Origin of the sequence: Paracoccus sp. TRP, from assembly GCF_000185925.1 — a bacterium.
GTDB lineage: Bacteria > Pseudomonadota > Alphaproteobacteria > Rhodobacterales > Rhodobacteraceae > Paracoccus > Paracoccus kondratievae.
Map to the genome: position 1 here is coordinate 1 of NZ_AEPN01000059.1, position 16,065 is coordinate 16,065.

The following is a 16,065-nucleotide window of genomic DNA, read 5'->3' on the forward strand; positions in this document are numbered from 1 at the left end:
CCTTCGGCGGCTTCCTGCCGTGAGTTGTCCGTCAAAGTGACCTCAACCACGATCACAAAATCGTGAAACTCAAAGATCAAGTCAGGGCCATTCCCCGGCGCTGTGCCAACAGGCAAGAAGTCTTGGTCAATCTTAAAGCGCCTTGCCTCATACGGCTTTTTTTCCAAGCTGTTGATGGCAAGGAAGGCTCGCCATAGAACCCACTCGAAATAGGCGGGCGCTTCGGCCTGCGGCACTTCGATGTCCTCACCATTCGAGAGGGTCTTTTTACCTTTTCTGGTAATGATGAGTTCCATGTAAGCGGCGATTTCTTCCCACTCAACCGCTTGCCGGGCTGCATATTCTTCTTCGTTACGCTCCGACAAAAGCCCCTCGATCTGGTGACGAATGAGCGCTATATCTGCCGGGGTTTCTGTTGGCTTTCCTGTCGCGTCAAATGGGATGCCGCGCTTTTCAAGCTGCTGCAACAGGTCATCCAGCACGGCCAGAGCTGAATCCTTGTTGTCAGTCGGTAGATTTGCACCGTTGCACAACGTGATGAAGTAAGAGCGGTCAGAGTCGGGAATCCCGGTATCCTGAATCAGCTTCTCAACAAAAACGTGCTTCTCCGGCACCAGCGAAAGGCCACGCCCTTTGCTTTGCACCAGCCCTGTCGCTTTGAGATAGCGCAGATTGGTATCGGCATAGTCATTGAACGTGCCTGCCGCGTATCCGTGCAGCACGGCGGCGGCTTCGCGCTCCTGTCGGTCGAACTTACGTTTGTTGGGGGATGCAAGCCGCCGCGCCCGTAACTCCAGCACCTTAGCAACGATGTCGGCCAGTGATTCGTCACTGCTGGTGAGCTGCACAACAATCGCCATTTCAACGAAATTGAGACGGCTTTCCCCGGTTTGCTTCTCCAGCTCAAGCATGATGGCCAGCGTATGCCGTAGCGGCGAGAACACCGAAAAATCAAACTTCCGCTCCAATGCAGAAGGGATGTAATGCGCAGCTAGTGCTCGCAAAAAACACTCCTGCATCGCGGGTACAGTATCGGCACGAATCAGCCGCCAGCCGTTCGGCGTAATCATGTCGATAGGGCCGATTTCGCTTTGCGGGATACCAGAGGCTGGCGGCACTTCTGGGTAAAGGAAGCCCAGCTTATTCAGCGCAGAGCGCCATTTACGCCCTACGCTGTAGGTGTCATCGTCGCCAAGTTCAACAATGCCATGCTCGCCCAGCAAACGGCGGAAAGCGCGTTCCTGTTCCTCCCCCCGCAAATTGCCTTGCAGTGATGAAGTAGATAGCGCCACCAGACCATCACGCAACCGGAAAGGGCTACGGACAGTCGTATTTCCTAAATGCCACGGCCTCATTCTGTTTTTTCTTCCGGGCTGGTAATTGAATCAATCCGGTTCAATCGCTGCTCGATCTGGACGGCCTGCTGCAAAATTTCAATGGCAATTTCGGCCAATAATGGATTGGCCGCTTTCACCAGGTCGCGCAAGTCTTGAACTAAAAGATTCACGGCCTGGCTCGACTTGACCAAATTCTCTTTATCGTTGGCATTTAGCATTCAAACTCCCCCCCCTCAATATCCGACAAAAATATATTCCTGCACGTCGTTTTTGTTATCGCCCACCTTACTCCCTTGGTTGCCGATGGAATATTTGTAATCAACGGGCACAACTTCGACATGGCTTTTGTGCTTCGCCATGATGGCGACCATTTCATCCAAGGTCGGCTGACTGTTGGACGAGTAAGACACCACAAGCACACTTTCACGGAAACGCTTAAACAGCATGTCGAAGGCTTCCGCCGCACCCTTGCGTGACGAAAACGGCGTCGGATATGACTTGAATTTCTTGGTGAGTGTGTGTTCCTGAATTTCCACGCCTTGCCAGTCACGGGCCAAGCCTTCAACAAAGTGATAGCGGCGTACATACTCGTTATCAGACAAAGGTGAGTAGTAAGGTGGGTCAATATAGACCAAGCCCTGCTCGCGGTTCTGCAAGGTCATTGCATCCCCGTTGCGTGCCTTGTTTTGTTTACCGTTGTTGAACACAGCGGCATTCACCATATCGACAGCCTCAAGAAACTGAGCACGGAACGACATTAGCAGGTCTTTTCGGCCATCGTCATAACGATGACCAACATAGGTAAAAATGCCGCGAGGGCGTTTTTTCAGACATGCCCGAATCAGTGCTGACATGGCAATGGCCCGCTTGTACGGATTCTTCACGGCCTTGATATTGGCTCGTACTATGTCGATCAAGCGGTTATCGTCGTCGCTGAAATACAGCCCTTGAAACTTGGTTTCAACAAAACGATCAATCGTATTTTTTGGCTCAAGCAACGCTAACGCCTCAGCGTGCGGCAAAGTGATTTCATTGTTCTCAATCATCGCCTTGGCAAACGTCGCAGACATTGCCATGTAGTCATTGCTCACCACGGACTTACCGTGAGACTTAAACATATAGCCAACCACACCAGAACCAGAAAACAGGTCTAGGGCGGTATTAAATTCAAATTGAGAAGCAACCGCCCATATTTCGGTTAGCAGCTTGTTTTTTGACCCCATATAACGGGTCGAAGGGTATTGCATGGCTTGCGGCGGCAGAGGCGCAGGAACCAATCGCAAGTTAAAACGCTGCTTGGGAGGGACGGTAACAATCACATCCTCGCCAGTTCGGCCTTTCCCATTACATGAGATATATCTCTTTGTTTGTACGATTTCGACAGAGAACTTCCGGTACTGCTCATGCACCAAAGGATGATTCGAGTTCGTCAGAACAACGTGGCACCCGAGTTCATGTAGCCGCTTTACCTCTGCTGCCAGCTCAACATGATCTTCCTCGTAAAACTGCTCTTTTGTGTACCGTTTGAAGTCTGCATATTCAGAAACAGGCAGGTAGGGCGGGTCAAGAAAAATGAAGTCACCAGCTTTGGCATTTTCCTTGAGAACAGTCTTGTAATCACCACAAATTATGGTGGTTCTACCGAGCAGCAAAGATGCAGCCCTTAGCGCATCCTCATCAATTATTTTCGGGTTCTTATAGCGCCCAAAAGGCACGTTGAATTGACCGGATTTATTAACTCTGTACAGGCCATTGAAACACGTCCTGTTCAGAAAAATAGTTCTAGCGGCAGCCTCTATGTTCGACAGCTTTGTTCTATCCAATGATCGAACGGCATAAAACACCTCTTCAGTGTTTTCATAGCTCCGCAACTGGGCGATCACGCCATCTACGTCTGCCGCAACGGAACGATACAAGTTAACCAGTTCTGGATTGCTATCTGCAATGATTCCATTTTCTGGCCGTACTGCAAAAAACACCGCTCCGCCACCGAAAAAAGGCTCGATAAATCGGCCATATTTTTTGGGAATTTTTGGGAGAATTTCTCCAAGCAATTGGGATTTTCCTCCGGCCCATTTGAGCAATGGTCGGCTTGCTACAGACCTAGCGGCTAACGGTGCGACGACTGTACGCATGAAATATCCCCACAATAAAATCCGGTTTTATGATAGTTGAACACAGCAACAAAAGCAACAATAAAATCCGGTTTTACTACAAGATGACAGAGGCTGCCTCGGAGTCCGAAAACACACTCAAATCCGGATACCCAAAACCAGTAGAGCCGGTGGGCAACGCGAAGCGTTGTCCACGGGCCAACACCGCGAGGCATAGCCCATTGAGGCCCGCAGAACGCGCTAGGCGCTTTTAAGTCCAGGATTCACACAATGCGCTAACCCTGTTATGATAGGCGCATATGAGTTTACCCATAGGGGCTATATGCAAAGAACCTTTACCCTCACAGTGACAGAAAACCAGCTCTACGAGCTGAACGACGCGGCAAACGAAGTCATAACCCGAATGCTGCGAGACGGACAGGACGAGGCCGAAATCAAGCTGCGCGCCTTGCCCGAGCTATGGGGAGCCTTCAAGGCAATCAGCATGGCCTTACTAGGCACGACTGACACCCCCGGCATACGCGAGATAGAACCCCGTGTCCTGGCCGAGATTGCAAGGCCCACCCTTAAAAGGAAAAAACAATGAGCGGCCCAGCCGTTGCCCGCGTCTATCTGCGCGTGAGCACCGACGACCAGGACTTGCAGCGACAGGAAGCCATCACCGCCCAGGCCAAGGCCGCAGGCTACTACGTGGCGGGCACCTACCGGGAGAAGGCCAGCGGCGCACGCGCCGACCGGCCCGAGCTGCTGCGCATGGTGGCCGACCTGCAACCGGGCGAAGTCGTCATTGCCGAGAAGATCGACCGCATCAGCCGCTTGCCCCTGCCCGAAGCCGAAGCCCTCATTGCCGCGATACAGGCCAAGGGCGCGCGCCTCGCCGTTCCGGGCGTGGTGGACTTGTCCGAGCTGGCCGCAGCCGCCGAAGGCGTGCCCAAGATCGTTTTGCAGGCCGTGCAGGACATGCTTTTGAAGCTGGCCCTACAGATGGCCCGCGACGACTACGAGACGCGCCGGGAACGCCAGCGGCAGGGCATCGAGCAGGCCAAGGCAGCGGGCAAATATCGCGGCAGGCAGGCAGACGAGAAGCGCCGCGCTCAGGTGCTGGCGTTGCGCGGCAGCGGGCAAAGCATCAACCGAACCGCAGAGCTAACCGGGTTCAGCGCCTCACAGGTCAAGCGGATATGCGCGAGTGCCAAGGCTAAATAATTCTTGCTTGCGTGCTTTTTATCTTGCACAAAACAACAAAACACAGATATAATTAAAGCTTCTTAGTTTTCAAGAACGCGAGGCAGGATGAAAGTTTTAGTCTTAGCAAGCCAAAAAGGCGGGGCCGGTAAAACGACCATTGCCGCGCATCTAGGCGTTGCCGCCGAGCGTGACGGCTCAGGCCCGGTAGTGCTGATCGACACCGACCCGCAAGGCTCCTTGTCTGCCTGGTGGAACTCCCGCGAAGCCGAAACCCCGGCGCTGGCATCGGCCACGCTGGCAGAGCTGCCGGAAAAACTGGCCGCTTTGGCTACTGCCGGTTTCAAGCTGGCCGTGATCGACACACCCCCGGCCATCACGGAGGCAATCCGCGACGTGGTGAAGCTGGCCGACTTGGTACTGATACCGACCCGCCCCAGCCCGCACGACTTACGCGCTGTTGGTAGCACCGTGGACATAGCGCAAGAGGTAGCCCGCCCCTTTGCCTTTGCCGTGACACAGGCCAAACCTACCGCCCGCCTCACCGTGCAGGCCGTAGCCGCTTTGTCAGCACATGGAGCCGTTGCCCCTGCCATCGTTCATGACCGCGTGGACTATGCAGCAAGCATGGTTGATGGCCGCACCGTGCAGGAAACAGACCCCAAGGGCCGCAGCGCCGGGGAAATAATTGCTTTGCTGTCTTTCGTGCAAGAACGCATGAACGCAAAGAAGAAAACCATAAAGAAGGAAACCGTCTAAATGTCCAAGAAGCCCGCCGCCGATTTGTCCGGCCTTGTCGCAACCAAGGGCAGCGCCGCGCCCGTTGCCAACATGCCCAGCCGCACCCCAGCACACGCCGAGGACACCGCCGCCGAAGATGCCGCGAACAATGTTCCGCTGAATTTCCGAGTGCCGGGAGAGTTCCGCCGCCGCTTTCGCATGTATGCAGCCGCCCATGATCTCAAGCTAAACGAGCTGCTGCGCATGGCGTTTGACGACTACGAGAAAAAGCAAAGCTGAGGCACCCATGAGCGGCCCTAAACCCATCGGAGAAGTGGCGGATGGCCTGACCGCCAGCCTTGCCCAACTGCACAAATCAGTGCAGGAGCGGCACCGCAAGCGCGTAGAAGCCGCAGCACGCCCCGGCGAGACGTTCGAGCAGGCAGAAAACCGGCTGCGCGCCGAGGATGCCGCCCGCGAGCAGGAGGAAGCGCAGGCGAAGGCCAAGGCGCGGGCCGCAGCTATCGCAGCCAGTGCCGAGCGCGAGCGAAAGGAAGCCGCCGCCAAGGCCGCGCCCTCATCGGTGCGCAAGCCACCGAGCGGCGACGCTCAAATGGATTTTTTGGTGCCCGGACTGTACGAGCTGGGAGGCCGGGACAATCGCAGCCTGATGGACGTGGCTGTGTATCGGCTATCCAAAACGAACAAGCGCGCCGGGGAGATCATCCGCTACGAACTGCCAGACGGCTATATCGAGGTGAAGGCCGGTCCTGATGGCATGGCTAGCATTTGGGATTACGACATTGTGGTGATGATGACCTCGCACTTGAACGAGGCGTCGAACCGATGGCGCGAGGGCAAAGCCGACAAACCGGGCCGCACATTCAAGCCGCATGCATCGGACATTCTCAAATTTGCCCGCCGTGGTGACGGTTCCCGGCAGGTGGAGGAACTCGAAGCCGCGCTAGACCGGCTCAAGGGAACAACTGTCAAAAACGTGCGTGGATACACAGAAGCCAATGGCCGCAAGATGCGCGAGACCGGGGCCGATGGCTTGATTAGCAGCTACAAAGTTCTTTCGCGCACTGACACGGGCCGCATCAGTGAAGTTGAAATTGAAGCGCCCCAATGGATTTATGACCGCATCGTGGAAGAAAAACAGCCGGACGTGCTGACCGTTCATCCCGACTATTTCCTGATCGACCCTGGCATTGGCCGCTTCATCTATCGACTGGCCCGCCGCGCAGCAGGGAAAGGGGCCGCGAAGTGGAGTTTCCAGACCATCTACGAGCGCAGCGGCAGCACTGGCACCCTCAAAAAATTCTGCCAGAACCTTAGAAAGATCATCGAGCGTGACGACCTGCCGGAGTACCAGCTAAGGGAAGAACCCGGCCAGAGTGGGCCGCAGCTCATCATGACGCACCGCGATTCATTGCCAGCCTTGGAAGGCTAGAGCGATTTTCAGGGCCTTCCTTTCAGGATTGAAAATCAAAACTTTACGGCGCGAGCATTAGGTCTGAAACCGGTGCTTCCCGGTCTTGATGAAAAGGCGCGAAAACGCCTCGAAATCGTGCAGGTAGATCGCTGCCTGGCCGTCCTCCTTCTGCATGTACGTGCTGCCAAGCGCTGAGGCTTCCCAAAACTCAAAGAAGGGCAGCTTCTTCAAGTCCTCCAGCAGCACGCATTCCGTGCCGCCAAAGGGGTATACAGGCACCCCGAAGTACGTAGTTTTCATGCTGATCTCCCGATTTCCAGGGCCTACAGGGCGTTTCCAGCCCTTTCCCTAGCTTACCCCGCTGCCAAGCCATTAAAACCGCTCGTAGGCCCTATTTCTGGCCTTGGCGGTGCATTCCTGCCTACCTTCTTCATTGCTAAGCCTTTGCGGGGGTGCCTGCGTGGCCGTTCAGGCCGCGCAAGGGGGCCGCAGGCCACAGGGGGGCCGGGGGGCGGCACGCCCCGCCGCGCAAGGAGCGCCCTAGGCGCGGGCCGCGTAGGCCATGGGGGAACAACTCGCCCCCCTCTGGGGGGCACGATTGAGGGGAGGGGGAGCCGCGAAGCGGGGGAACCCCGCAGGGGTGCCCCGTGCCGATAGGCACGCCAGCAGCACTAAATTTCGGCGCGGCGGTTGTCCACAGGGCGAACGGGTTTTAAGAGTTTTAAGAGTTTTAATACAGTTTTAGCCGGAAAAAGTGGCTTTTTCCCTTTCAAAATCAATGGCTTAGGAAGATACCCGGTACCTGATAGACGGCGACAAGGTACCTGATAGACGGAAAACGGTACCTGATAGACGGTGGTTGGTACCCAATAGACGGGCTATCCACAGATCAAGCGGCCACCGCACCGCAATCAAGAGCCGCAGCGCCTAAAGACGCGCCTTTGACGGCGTATCCGCCATGTTCATGGATTCGGCACCGTCTATCAGGTACCGCGATGGAGCTGCGAAGGTGCTGCATCGGTGTCAGTTGCGTGCCATCGCCTTACGTGCTACCCTGTATGTATCACGTAACACATGGAGGCCCAGACATGAGCGAAGCCACCTTTACATTCCGGGTCGATGAATCCCTGAAAAACGACTTTGCGAGCGCCGCCAAGGCCCGCGACCGCACCGGCGCGCAGCTTCTGCGCGACTTCATGCGGCAGTTCGTGCAGAGCCAGCAGGACGCGGCAGCGCATGACACATGGTTCCGCGACCAGGTGCAAATCGGAATCGACGCGGCCAACGCAGGCGATGTGCTATCGACCGATGAAGTAGAAGCCGAGGCGGCGGCATGGCGGACTGAAACGCGCCGGAAGATCGCCGCATCGTGAAGCTGGTCTGGACACGGCCAGCAGCAGCCGACAGGCGGGAAATCCGCGCCTACATCGCACAGGACAACCCGCCCGCCGCGCTGGCCCTTGACGAGCTGATTTCCGAGAAGGCCGCGCGCCTGATCGACCATCCCCAGCTTGGGCGACCGGGCCGCGTAGCGGGAACGCGCGAGCTGGTGGCGCATCGCAATTACATCGTGGTCTATGACGTGACCGGCGAGCTTGTGCGCGTCCTGCGCGTGCTGCACGCCGCCCGCCAGTGGCCACCGCAGCAGGGATAGCCATGTCACGCTTTCAAAACAGCTATTTGGCCGAGTCCGTAGGCTATGCCAACGGTGTTGCAAATGGCGTTTCAGCAGGCAAGCAGGCCGGTTTCACAGAGGGATGGAACGCCGCCATTCGGGAATGCAATCCGATGATCGAGGAACGCGACCGCGAGATTGCCCGTCTGTCCGGCGAGATTCACAAGGGCAATGCCTTCATCGGGGAGCTGCGCACCAATCTGGAAAAGGCGCAGCACGTCAGCAAGCTATACCACGCCGAACGCGACGAGCTGAACACGCTCTATAGGCAGGAGAAGGCCAAGCGCGAGCGCCTGCAATATCTGGTGAACATCGCCCGTGAGCATGGCGTGAACGTCGAGGCCTTCGACAAATGACCGCGTACCGTCATTGATGGAGCTGTGACCATGAAATGCCCATGCTGCGGCGCGGCGGAATTGATCCACGACACGCGCGATATGCCCTACACCTACAAGGGAGAAACCACCACCATTCCAGCGGTAACAGGTGATTTTTGCCCTGCCTGCGGTGAAGTCATCTTGAGCCGTGAGCATGGCGACCGCTACGGCGAATTGGCGGGATCGGGCACGCACCGGGCCGAGCTGCGCGCCCGCTATCCGGCCATCCTTGAGCGTGCATCCCTCAGCTATGGGCCGGGCTGGGCCGGACTGATGGAGGCCCTTTGCGAGCGCCTACAGTTCCACGCCGACCACAACACCATGCCGCCCGTCGAGATCACGCAGGCGAAAGAGAAATGGGGCGAGCTGTCCGTGAACTACGCGGGCGGCGATGCCCATGCGGGCGGGCTGATCGACATGGCCGAGGCCCTATCCGCCCACGTCTGCGAGGTATGCGGCAGCCCCGGCACCTTGCAGGAGGGGCCAGCGTTCCGCACGCGCTGCGCAGCGCACACGGGCCAGCCCCTCACCTGATCGTCAGGCCGTCGCCGCTTCGGCTTCGGCCTTCTGGACGAACCCAGCTTGCGGGCGTGCATCGACGGCCGCACGCGCGGGCATCGGGAAGTCCTGCCAGTAGCTGGGCATGGTGAAGCGCGCGCCGCTGCCCCGGTAGATCGTGACCGCCTTTTGCGGTTCCAGCCCCAGCACTTCCGCCGCATCGAAAATCCGCGCCGTGGTGGACGTGTAGCCCTTCGAGACGGAATCATTGACAGAGCGCCCGCGATCGCTGGCCCCTTCGCTTTGGCTCTGGCTCAGGTTGTAGCTGCGCTGTTCCGTGTCCCCGAGCTGGGCCGACACATATTCCGCCGTCGCGTTGTCGTTCAGCCGGAAAATCACTTTCAGGTCAGCCGACCCTAGGAAGATCTCCGACGACTGCGGCCCATAGAGGCGGTTCAAGCCCTCGATGCTTTGCAGATACATCGCCAGCGGCATCCGGGCGCTGCGCATCGTGTTCAGGCTCTCGGCAAACTTCGGAATCGGGGCCGCGTTGATGATCTCATCGAGCGCCACGAAAACCGCATGTTCCCGCGTGGAGGCGTTCGCTTGCAGCAGGCGCAGGACATAGGCTACCGTGCCCCCGAACAGCGTAGCCAAGCTGGCTTTGTATTTCTGCTCGAATTGCAGGAAAACCGCTTGCTTCGGCTTCATCAGCACGTCGCGCATGGAGAAGTCCGAGACGCCGATAGCTGCATTGATGCGGTCATCGTCCATGAACTCGAAAGCGCGGCCCATGGCCGTCATGATCGACGCAAGCAGCCTTTCATTGCTGGCCGTGTTCTTCAGCTCAAAGGCAATGCGCTGCACGCTCTTTTTGTCGGACGCTGCCAGCATTTCCAGCAGCTCGGACACCTTGCCCGCTTCCATGATGAAGTCGCGCGCAGCGGGCAGGCTGGCACGTTCGCCCAGGTGCGCCAAAACTGCTTTCAACAAACGCCGCGCGTTGTCCGAGAACACGGCCCCGTCACCCTCGCCGGGGGGGATGATGACCGCTAGAACCTCGTTCAAGTCGGCGTCGTCCTCGATCTCGGCAAACAGGTTGAAGCGGTGCGCGTGGGCGCAAGTCGGATTGATGATGTACTCGTCATAACCGAACTTCTCGAACAGCCCGTTTTCCTTCAAGATCGACCAGATTTCCGGCTTGATGTCAGTGGCGACGAACGAGCGGCCCGACTGCATCCAGTCCACGAGCTGCGCAACGAGGAAGGTTGTTTTACCGGCCCCCGGCACCCCGACCACAACGGCCCGATCTTCATCGGCGCACGTCCATTTTTTCAGGTTCCACGGGTCAGCGGCGCGGCGCTTTTGTTCCGCCTGCTTCGATACTTCCGTTTCCGTCTGGTTGAACAAGACAAGCGGCCCGCGCTTGTTGCTGGCTTCGAGCTTGTCGAGCACTTCCCCGCGCGTGTTGTCCACCGTGTGCATCTTCTGCACGTCGTTGCCATAGCGGCCCTTCATGCCCTGCGCTCGCTGCTGTTCAAGGCGCAGCGTGTCCCCGTAGTTCATGAAGATGAAGCCCCACGCCGCCGCAGCCATCAGGAGGCCAGCAGGAACCATGAACACGAAAAACATCATGATGGCTTCAAGCGGCTTGGAGAACACCAGCAACGCGCCGACAGTGAACAACCCGGCAGGAGCTGCGCCCCAAAAAATCCCATAGATGGCGGCATCCCGCACGCCGATGGCTTCAATCAGGCGCGGGTCGTTGTCGGTCAATCGCCGTTGCCGCTCAAGGATGGACTGCGCCCGCTTGCGGCTCTTGGGCAGTGAAAACACCGTGCCCACGGCCATCACAGCCAGCACGATCAAGAACATGAAAAAGTAGCTCATATAGGCCCCTACGTGTTACACGATACCTACAGCGTAGCACACCGCCGCCGCCATGTGTTACGCATCACATACCACGCAACACATCGCCCAATCATCCCCGGCCACCGTCGCGCGGCTGTAGATCGTCCCCGGCCTCGCGCCAGCCATCGCAGATATGCACCTTGTCGGGTGCCTGAATCGGCTGCTTCAACCAAGTGCAATTCACGGCGAGCTGCGGCGTCTTTCCCGGCCCAAGCGGTTTAATCGTTGATCGAGCAATGCCGAGCTTCAATTCAGCATCGCCAGACCAAACGATGATTTTGCAATTTACGCAGCTACCGCATCGGGGGAGCTGCGCCATCGCTGCCGCACGGTCAAAATCGAAAGACATTATTTCCCGCCCTTCCACGAACCCAAATAAGCATTGGTAATCGCAATGCGGCCATGCCCTAATTCCTCGCTGATGATCTTGCGAGCTTCCTGATCTTTCAGGCGTTCGTCGGGCGTCAGCTTGCGAATACCGGCCACCGCAGGCGCAGCCCAACCCGTCAATTCCAGATAACGCCGCTGCGCGTAGGCGTGCCGAAGGCCATGCGTTCGCCCGATACCCTGTGCGGCGGTTTCCTTTTCCCAAATAATCAAATGCTGCCGGTATGACCTATCAGGCGGAATCATCGACCCGGAGCGCGCCAGATAAGCCGCTTTCGCCAATGCCTCACGCTGGGATTGCGTTTTGATCGGAATAACCCGGTCGCGCCCGCCCTTCGTCCATGAGCCTTTCAACCTGATTTCATTGGTTCCAGCATCAAGGGGAGAACGGCCAGAAAGCGCATATTCCGGCTGAAACTTCATTGCTTCCTCACGGCGCAACCCAAATTCAGATTGCAGCACCAGAGAGGCCGCTATTCTTTCATCCATCTTGGATAAATCAACGGTTTGCAAAGAAGCGGATTTATTCTCGTTTGTTGTAAATTCCCGCTTCTCAATACCCAATTCATCATTGGACATAACAGCGCCCGGATTGCCTATTTTCTCAGCCCACCAGCGCAAAACAGCCATGCGGTTCTTAATCGTAGAAACGGCCAATCCTTCGGACTGCCAGCGACGCAACAGCGCCCCGACATGACGGCCCTTCAAATCCTGTGCGCCCATTTTCTTGACGTTGAAACCAGCAACCGAAAGATCATCGGCAAACTGGCTAAGTATCGAGCGCCGATTAGATTGCGTAGCAAAAGAGCCGTCACGGTTCCTGCTACAGATTGCAAACAATTCGCTATGTAGTCGAGCCATCGAACTAGGTAAGTGTTATTTGAGGACGAATCAAAAAACGAGTTTTGATCGGTAGTTCCCCAAGTGTTGAAGCGCAATCAGGCAAGCCGGATTGTGTAGAGCCTCAACGAATTTTTGTCACAGATCAGAAGCTAAGCGTAGAGACGTCAGCGCGGGGATTGTGGGATGGCTATCCATAGAGTGTGTCCTTTCGAGACGGATGATGATGATGATGAAAAAAATGAGCCTTCATCATAGCCCCACAGTCGGAATCCTGCAAGCGCATCACTAAGCTGTCACTCGTCGGTTTGTGCCCTGTAGCTAGGCTATGCTGGGGCGTGCGGCCCGCGTCACTACTGTGGTCTTTCGACCACGCAGTGACGCGGGCTAGTTTGCGTTGCGCGCAGAATGGGGCATGATCTCGGTTCCAGAGCTGGGGACAGCGCCTGTTCCAGGCGCGTGCATTGCAGCCTCACGGCGCAATGCACTAGCACCCCTGCGGGGTGCGTGTTCGCCGCTGGCGAACACCGATTGACCCCGCTTTCAAAATCGCTTCGCTCTTTGAAAGGGGGCCAATCGTGAAAACCGCTTGCTTTGTCGCCGACTCTCCAAGACTGGGGCGGCGCAAAATCAGAATCACCGGCAATGCTTCGCGCCAGGACATGCGCGAGCACCTACGCGCGGCATACAAAGAAGGCGCAGCGGAAGATTACGGCGCTGGCTTCATTATGAAACCGACAGCCGATAATTGCACCGAGCTGGCCGGGGAATATATCGGCCTATTTTTCGACCAATCAAACCCGCACGATTGCGAGCGGCAAATAGCCGAACGAATCCAAATAAGGCGCGCGGCATTGTGGGAGCGCATCCTATGATGACCGGACTTGGAGCCGTTTTTCTGGTGTTCGCCCTGGTGCAATGGTTTTTCGGAGGCATCAGCGCCAACGGTGCATTTCCTTTGTTTTGGGCCGTGCCGTTTATGGTGTCCTGCATTCTCGCCGACGTGGGCGCGGCTGCTGGCATGGCAGGCATTGAGAAAATCACCGAGGCAGGCGAAGCCGCTATAATCAAAACCCGCATGAGCTGGCGCGACCGCCATTAATGTTTGTTCGTTCTTTTGAAAGGCAATTATGAAAGCAGCTTTCCGCACCATCGCCGCCGCCGTTATTTGCGCCGTGGCATCGCCAGCAATGGCCCAACAAGAAAAAGCCCAGCAGGCCAATTACAAAATGGAAGTGAAAGGTTTAGCTAATGCCGCCCAGGTACAAGCCACTTCCGCTAACCTGCTACGCTACATCGCCCAATATGCAAAACAAGAAGGCATCAATAACTATACGGTCAAAATTGAAAACGGCATGTACTACCAAACAAACAAGCCATTTGCATTTTTGACCGTTCGCGTTGATGCGCTGAAATTGCATTACACGTTGAACACGCCTGTTTTGAACAATCAAAACATCTTGCCGCAGGTTAAAACAGGACTGGCAACCCTTGTTCAGCAACTCAGCGACAGGGAAATGGAAAAGGTTTAACCACCTACGGCCCTTCGGGGCCGTTTTTATTTGGTATTCCAGCGCCGCGCCCCGTGGCCCGTTCCAGGCATGGATAAAGCTGCTGCACCCAGGGCAAGCCTGGGCACAGCCCTACGGGTTCCAGCTTTACCCACCCCTTGCACTGCAAAACATCCCAGCCGCTGCCCGTGGACAACTGCAAGCAGTTGCCCACCGTCACCGACTGCCACCAGTTTTTGAAATTTTCAGTTTTGAAAAAACCAGGGCTATCCGGATTTGGCTGTGTTTGAAGGCTCACAGCCGCCCGGATTCCAGTAGCTCGATCAGTGTGTTTATCTCGGCCCCGTAGTTCTTCGGCGGCCCTGGCGGTTCGTGTGGGTGATCGGCCTTCGGCGTGCTCTTCCTTGGCGTCAGAACCGCCTTTCCGAAATGCCCAGTCGGCAGGCCGTAGCCCATCGCATCGTCCGGGACGCCGTAACCCATGACTTCTTCCGCCACGGCCAATTCAGGCTCGCGCCTGCGCTCGAACTTCGGGCGACTGAGCTTGTGCTTGTGCGTGCCCTCGGTAAACAGAATCTTGGCCCGCAGCGCCTCGAATGAGTAGCCGCGCCCCAGCCGGTTCATGACGCGGATCAGCGAGTTCAGCGACTCGGTGTAGGCGTTGGTGACAGGGTGATCGAAGTAGTTGAGGATGAACGGCTGCCAGTTCGTGAAGGCGCGGATCAGGTCGCCGAAGGCATCCCTCACCTCGGGCACCACGGCCCTGTTCCAAGCCTCGTAGGCCGCCAGTGCAGCCTCGGAGCTGCCTGACCCTTCATAGACGGCGTAGAAGCCTTCCTTGAGCCTGTACGCGGCTCCCAGCTCGGGATAGTTCTTTGTCCAGCCGTCCAGCAGCAGGGCTTCTTTGTCGCTCAGGTCGCGCTCGCGCTTCAAGAGCACAAAACGGTCGTGCATCAGGCCCCGGCGCTGCTTGGGCGTCAGTTGCACCCGGAGGCTCTTCCTGACCTTCTCTAGGGCGTCGTTCGCCATACGGACAACGTGGAACTTGTCGATGACGATCCGGGCATCCGGCAGCACGGCTTGGACGGCATCGCGGTACGGCGTCCACATGTCCATCGCCACGTATTGCACCTCGGACTTCCCTTGCAGGTTGTAGAGGTAGTTCACGACCGACTTCTTGTCCCGGTTCGGGAGCATGTCAATGATGGTGTTGTTGCGGATATTGCTGATGACGCAGCGAGGCTTGATGAGGTGGATTTCGTCGATTCCCATCCATTTCGGTGTCTCGAAGCGGAATTCGGCTTCCAGTTCGTTGATGTAGTCGCGAAAGATGTTGCGGATGGTCTTCTCATCGAGGCCGGTATCATCGGCGATGCTGGCAAAGGTGCGCTTCAAGCTCTGCTGCCCGACCCAACGCACCAGGCGGTCGGTCATCTCGCGCTTGGCGTTGACGGCGGGCAGCGCCTCCATGAAGGTCTTGCCGCAGGACTGGCAACGCCAGCGACGTGTGTCCACGTAGATCGCCAGCCGCTTGCCGTGGGTCGGCAGGTCGCGGATGACCTGCTCATTGCGACCGTGGCCGATCAGGCGGTCAGAGCCGCAGGCCGTGCAGACCCCGGGAGGATTCGAGACTTCGGCGTAGACGTGATAGTCGTGGTCGGCTTCCTCGACACGCACCACCTTGAAGTCGGGAAGATTCAGGATGTTGGCGGGCATTGTTTAATGCCTTAACTCATGAATCTTTTGCTGGATAACACCATCAATCTGATACTTCCATTCTGGCGCTTCATGTGCTGGTCGCAGACCACCACAAAGATCCAGCAACTCACGTATCAAACCAACTTCAACACGTCCAACCGTGAACAACGCCTCAAAAAAGGCTTTGAACTGTGCAAGCGTCACCGGAATAATATCTAGGCGCATCTTGTCATCTGCTCTCGTAAACCAAACGCCGATTCGGAATGTCTCGGCGGTATTGGATCGATACGATTCGCAATGAACAGTCCATAGACAGGTTTCCCAGACTGTTCGCCGTAGTAAGAAACAAGATCGGCGACATGGCGGCGCACTGGTTC

General features: G+C 57.0%; 21 protein-coding genes and 1 pseudogene. 12 read left to right on the forward strand and 10 right to left on the reverse strand.

Annotation, left to right across the window (positions count from 1 at the left end; genetic code table 11):
* From PARACOCCUSGL_RS0117980 to PARACOCCUSGL_RS0117990, 3 genes are all read right to left on the reverse strand, one after another.
* Positions 1–1,355 (reverse strand): AlwI family type II restriction endonuclease (locus PARACOCCUSGL_RS0117980; protein WP_029372659.1); only part of this gene is annotated, 1,355 nt, incomplete at its 3' end.
* Positions 1,352–1,555, reverse strand: coding sequence for a hypothetical protein (locus tag PARACOCCUSGL_RS0117985; protein ID WP_010400001.1), 204 nt, complete (start codon positions 1,553–1,555; stop codon positions 1,352–1,354). The genes PARACOCCUSGL_RS0117985 and PARACOCCUSGL_RS0117980, both read right to left, overlap by 4 nt.
* A 15-nt stretch (positions 1,556–1,570) precedes the next feature.
* Entirely contained in the window at positions 1,571–3,472 is a 1,902-nt protein-coding gene (locus PARACOCCUSGL_RS0117990) for a Dam family site-specific DNA-(adenine-N6)-methyltransferase (protein WP_029372661.1), read from the reverse strand.
* 301 nt (positions 3,473–3,773) lie between these two features.
* On the opposite strand from PARACOCCUSGL_RS0117990, the gene PARACOCCUSGL_RS0117995 reads away from it, so the two are divergent.
* From PARACOCCUSGL_RS0117995 to PARACOCCUSGL_RS0118015, 5 genes are all read left to right on the forward strand, one after another.
* Positions 3,774–4,037, forward strand: coding sequence for a hypothetical protein (locus PARACOCCUSGL_RS0117995; protein WP_138918391.1), 264 nt, complete (start codon positions 3,774–3,776; stop codon positions 4,035–4,037).
* Positions 4,034–4,657 carry a recombinase family protein gene (locus tag PARACOCCUSGL_RS20910; protein WP_010400006.1) on the forward strand — a complete coding sequence of 208 codons (624 nt, stop codon included), beginning with the start codon at positions 4,034–4,036 and terminating at the stop codon, positions 4,655–4,657. The genes PARACOCCUSGL_RS0117995 and PARACOCCUSGL_RS20910 overlap by 4 nt, the downstream gene beginning before the upstream one ends.
* An 87-nt stretch (positions 4,658–4,744) precedes the next feature.
* Positions 4,745–5,395, forward strand: a complete 651-nt coding sequence (locus PARACOCCUSGL_RS0118005) for a ParA family protein (RefSeq protein ID WP_010400008.1) — start codon at positions 4,745–4,747, stop codon at positions 5,393–5,395.
* Positions 5,396–5,656, forward strand: a complete 261-nt coding sequence (locus tag PARACOCCUSGL_RS0118010; protein WP_010400010.1) for a hypothetical protein — start codon at positions 5,396–5,398, stop codon at positions 5,654–5,656.
* Between the two features lie 7 nt (positions 5,657–5,663).
* Positions 5,664–6,809, forward strand: coding sequence for a replication initiator protein A (locus PARACOCCUSGL_RS0118015; protein ID WP_010400012.1), 1,146 nt, complete (start codon positions 5,664–5,666; stop codon positions 6,807–6,809).
* Positions 6,810–6,866: 57 nt separating this feature from the next.
* Here PARACOCCUSGL_RS0118015 and PARACOCCUSGL_RS0118020 read toward each other — a convergent pair whose 3' ends face one another.
* A complete protein-coding gene (locus tag PARACOCCUSGL_RS0118020) occupies positions 6,867–7,091 on the reverse strand; it encodes a hypothetical protein (protein WP_010400016.1) in 225 nt (74 codons plus the stop codon).
* 788 nt (positions 7,092–7,879) lie between these two features.
* Between PARACOCCUSGL_RS0118020 and PARACOCCUSGL_RS0118025 the strand changes: the two genes are divergently transcribed.
* Genes PARACOCCUSGL_RS0118025 through PARACOCCUSGL_RS22290 form a run of 4 tightly spaced genes read left to right on the forward strand, consistent with a single transcriptional unit; the run spans position 7,880 to position 9,377 of the window.
* On the forward strand, positions 7,880–8,164 hold the full coding sequence (locus PARACOCCUSGL_RS0118025; RefSeq protein WP_010400019.1) for a CopG family ribbon-helix-helix protein: 285 nt from the start codon (positions 7,880–7,882) through the stop codon (positions 8,162–8,164).
* Positions 8,161–8,445 carry a type II toxin-antitoxin system mRNA interferase toxin, RelE/StbE family gene (locus tag PARACOCCUSGL_RS0118030; protein ID WP_010400022.1) on the forward strand — a complete coding sequence of 95 codons (285 nt, stop codon included), beginning with the start codon at positions 8,161–8,163 and terminating at the stop codon, positions 8,443–8,445. Before PARACOCCUSGL_RS0118025 ends, PARACOCCUSGL_RS0118030 begins: the two co-directional genes overlap by 4 nt.
* Complete coding sequence (locus PARACOCCUSGL_RS0118035) at positions 8,424–8,822, forward strand: hypothetical protein (RefSeq protein WP_138918392.1); 399 nt, start codon at positions 8,424–8,426, stop codon at positions 8,820–8,822. Before PARACOCCUSGL_RS0118030 ends, PARACOCCUSGL_RS0118035 begins: the two co-directional genes overlap by 22 nt.
* Before the next feature lie 30 nt (positions 8,823–8,852).
* On the forward strand, positions 8,853–9,377 hold the full coding sequence (locus tag PARACOCCUSGL_RS22290; RefSeq protein ID WP_010400027.1) for a type II toxin-antitoxin system MqsA family antitoxin: 525 nt from the start codon (positions 8,853–8,855) through the stop codon (positions 9,375–9,377).
* Between the two features lie 3 nt (positions 9,378–9,380).
* Here the strand turns inward: PARACOCCUSGL_RS22290 and PARACOCCUSGL_RS20920 are convergent, their stop codons facing one another.
* The 3 genes from PARACOCCUSGL_RS20920 to PARACOCCUSGL_RS0118055 all read right to left on the reverse strand — a co-directional run bounded on the left by PARACOCCUSGL_RS20920 (position 9,381) and on the right by PARACOCCUSGL_RS0118055 (position 12,500).
* A complete protein-coding gene (locus PARACOCCUSGL_RS20920) occupies positions 9,381–11,231 on the reverse strand; it encodes a type IV secretory system conjugative DNA transfer family protein (protein WP_010400030.1) in 1,851 nt (616 codons plus the stop codon).
* A 91-nt stretch (positions 11,232–11,322) separates the two neighbouring features.
* Positions 11,323–11,601 (reverse strand): hypothetical protein, encoded by a 279-nt coding sequence (locus tag PARACOCCUSGL_RS0118050; protein ID WP_010400032.1) that lies wholly within the window; start codon positions 11,599–11,601, stop codon positions 11,323–11,325.
* Complete coding sequence (locus PARACOCCUSGL_RS0118055) at positions 11,601–12,500, reverse strand: phage integrase N-terminal domain-containing protein (RefSeq protein WP_029372665.1); 900 nt, start codon at positions 12,498–12,500, stop codon at positions 11,601–11,603. The genes PARACOCCUSGL_RS0118050 and PARACOCCUSGL_RS0118055 overlap by 1 nt, the downstream gene beginning before the upstream one ends.
* A gap of 557 nt (positions 12,501–13,057) precedes the next feature.
* Between PARACOCCUSGL_RS0118055 and PARACOCCUSGL_RS0118060 the strand changes: the two genes are divergently transcribed.
* From PARACOCCUSGL_RS0118060 to PARACOCCUSGL_RS0118070, 3 genes are read left to right on the forward strand one after another with little or no spacing between them, the layout of a single operon-like run.
* On the forward strand, positions 13,058–13,354 hold the full coding sequence (locus PARACOCCUSGL_RS0118060) for a hypothetical protein (protein WP_138918393.1): 297 nt from the start codon (positions 13,058–13,060) through the stop codon (positions 13,352–13,354).
* A complete protein-coding gene (locus tag PARACOCCUSGL_RS0118065) occupies positions 13,351–13,581 on the forward strand; it encodes a hypothetical protein (protein ID WP_010400039.1) in 231 nt (76 codons plus the stop codon). Before PARACOCCUSGL_RS0118060 ends, PARACOCCUSGL_RS0118065 begins: the two co-directional genes overlap by 4 nt.
* Positions 13,582–13,609: 28 nt before the next feature.
* Entirely contained in the window at positions 13,610–14,011 is a 402-nt protein-coding gene (locus PARACOCCUSGL_RS0118070) for a hypothetical protein (RefSeq protein ID WP_010400042.1), read from the forward strand.
* A gap of 273 nt (positions 14,012–14,284) precedes the next feature.
* Here the strand turns inward: PARACOCCUSGL_RS0118070 and PARACOCCUSGL_RS0118075 are convergent, their stop codons facing one another.
* The 3 genes and pseudogenes from PARACOCCUSGL_RS0118075 to PARACOCCUSGL_RS22720 all read right to left on the reverse strand — a co-directional run.
* Entirely contained in the window at positions 14,285–15,706 is a 1,422-nt protein-coding gene (locus PARACOCCUSGL_RS0118075) for an ISL3 family transposase (RefSeq protein WP_010400043.1), read from the reverse strand.
* 3 nt (positions 15,707–15,709) lie between these two features.
* Positions 15,710–15,913 (reverse strand): hypothetical protein, encoded by a 204-nt coding sequence (locus PARACOCCUSGL_RS22495; protein WP_237701573.1) that lies wholly within the window; start codon positions 15,911–15,913, stop codon positions 15,710–15,712.
* A gap of 15 nt (positions 15,914–15,928) precedes the next feature.
* Positions 15,929–16,059, reverse strand: a pseudogene (locus PARACOCCUSGL_RS22720) (AlwI family type II restriction endonuclease); the annotation flags it as partial.
* Positions 16,060–16,065 lie beyond the last annotated feature (6 nt).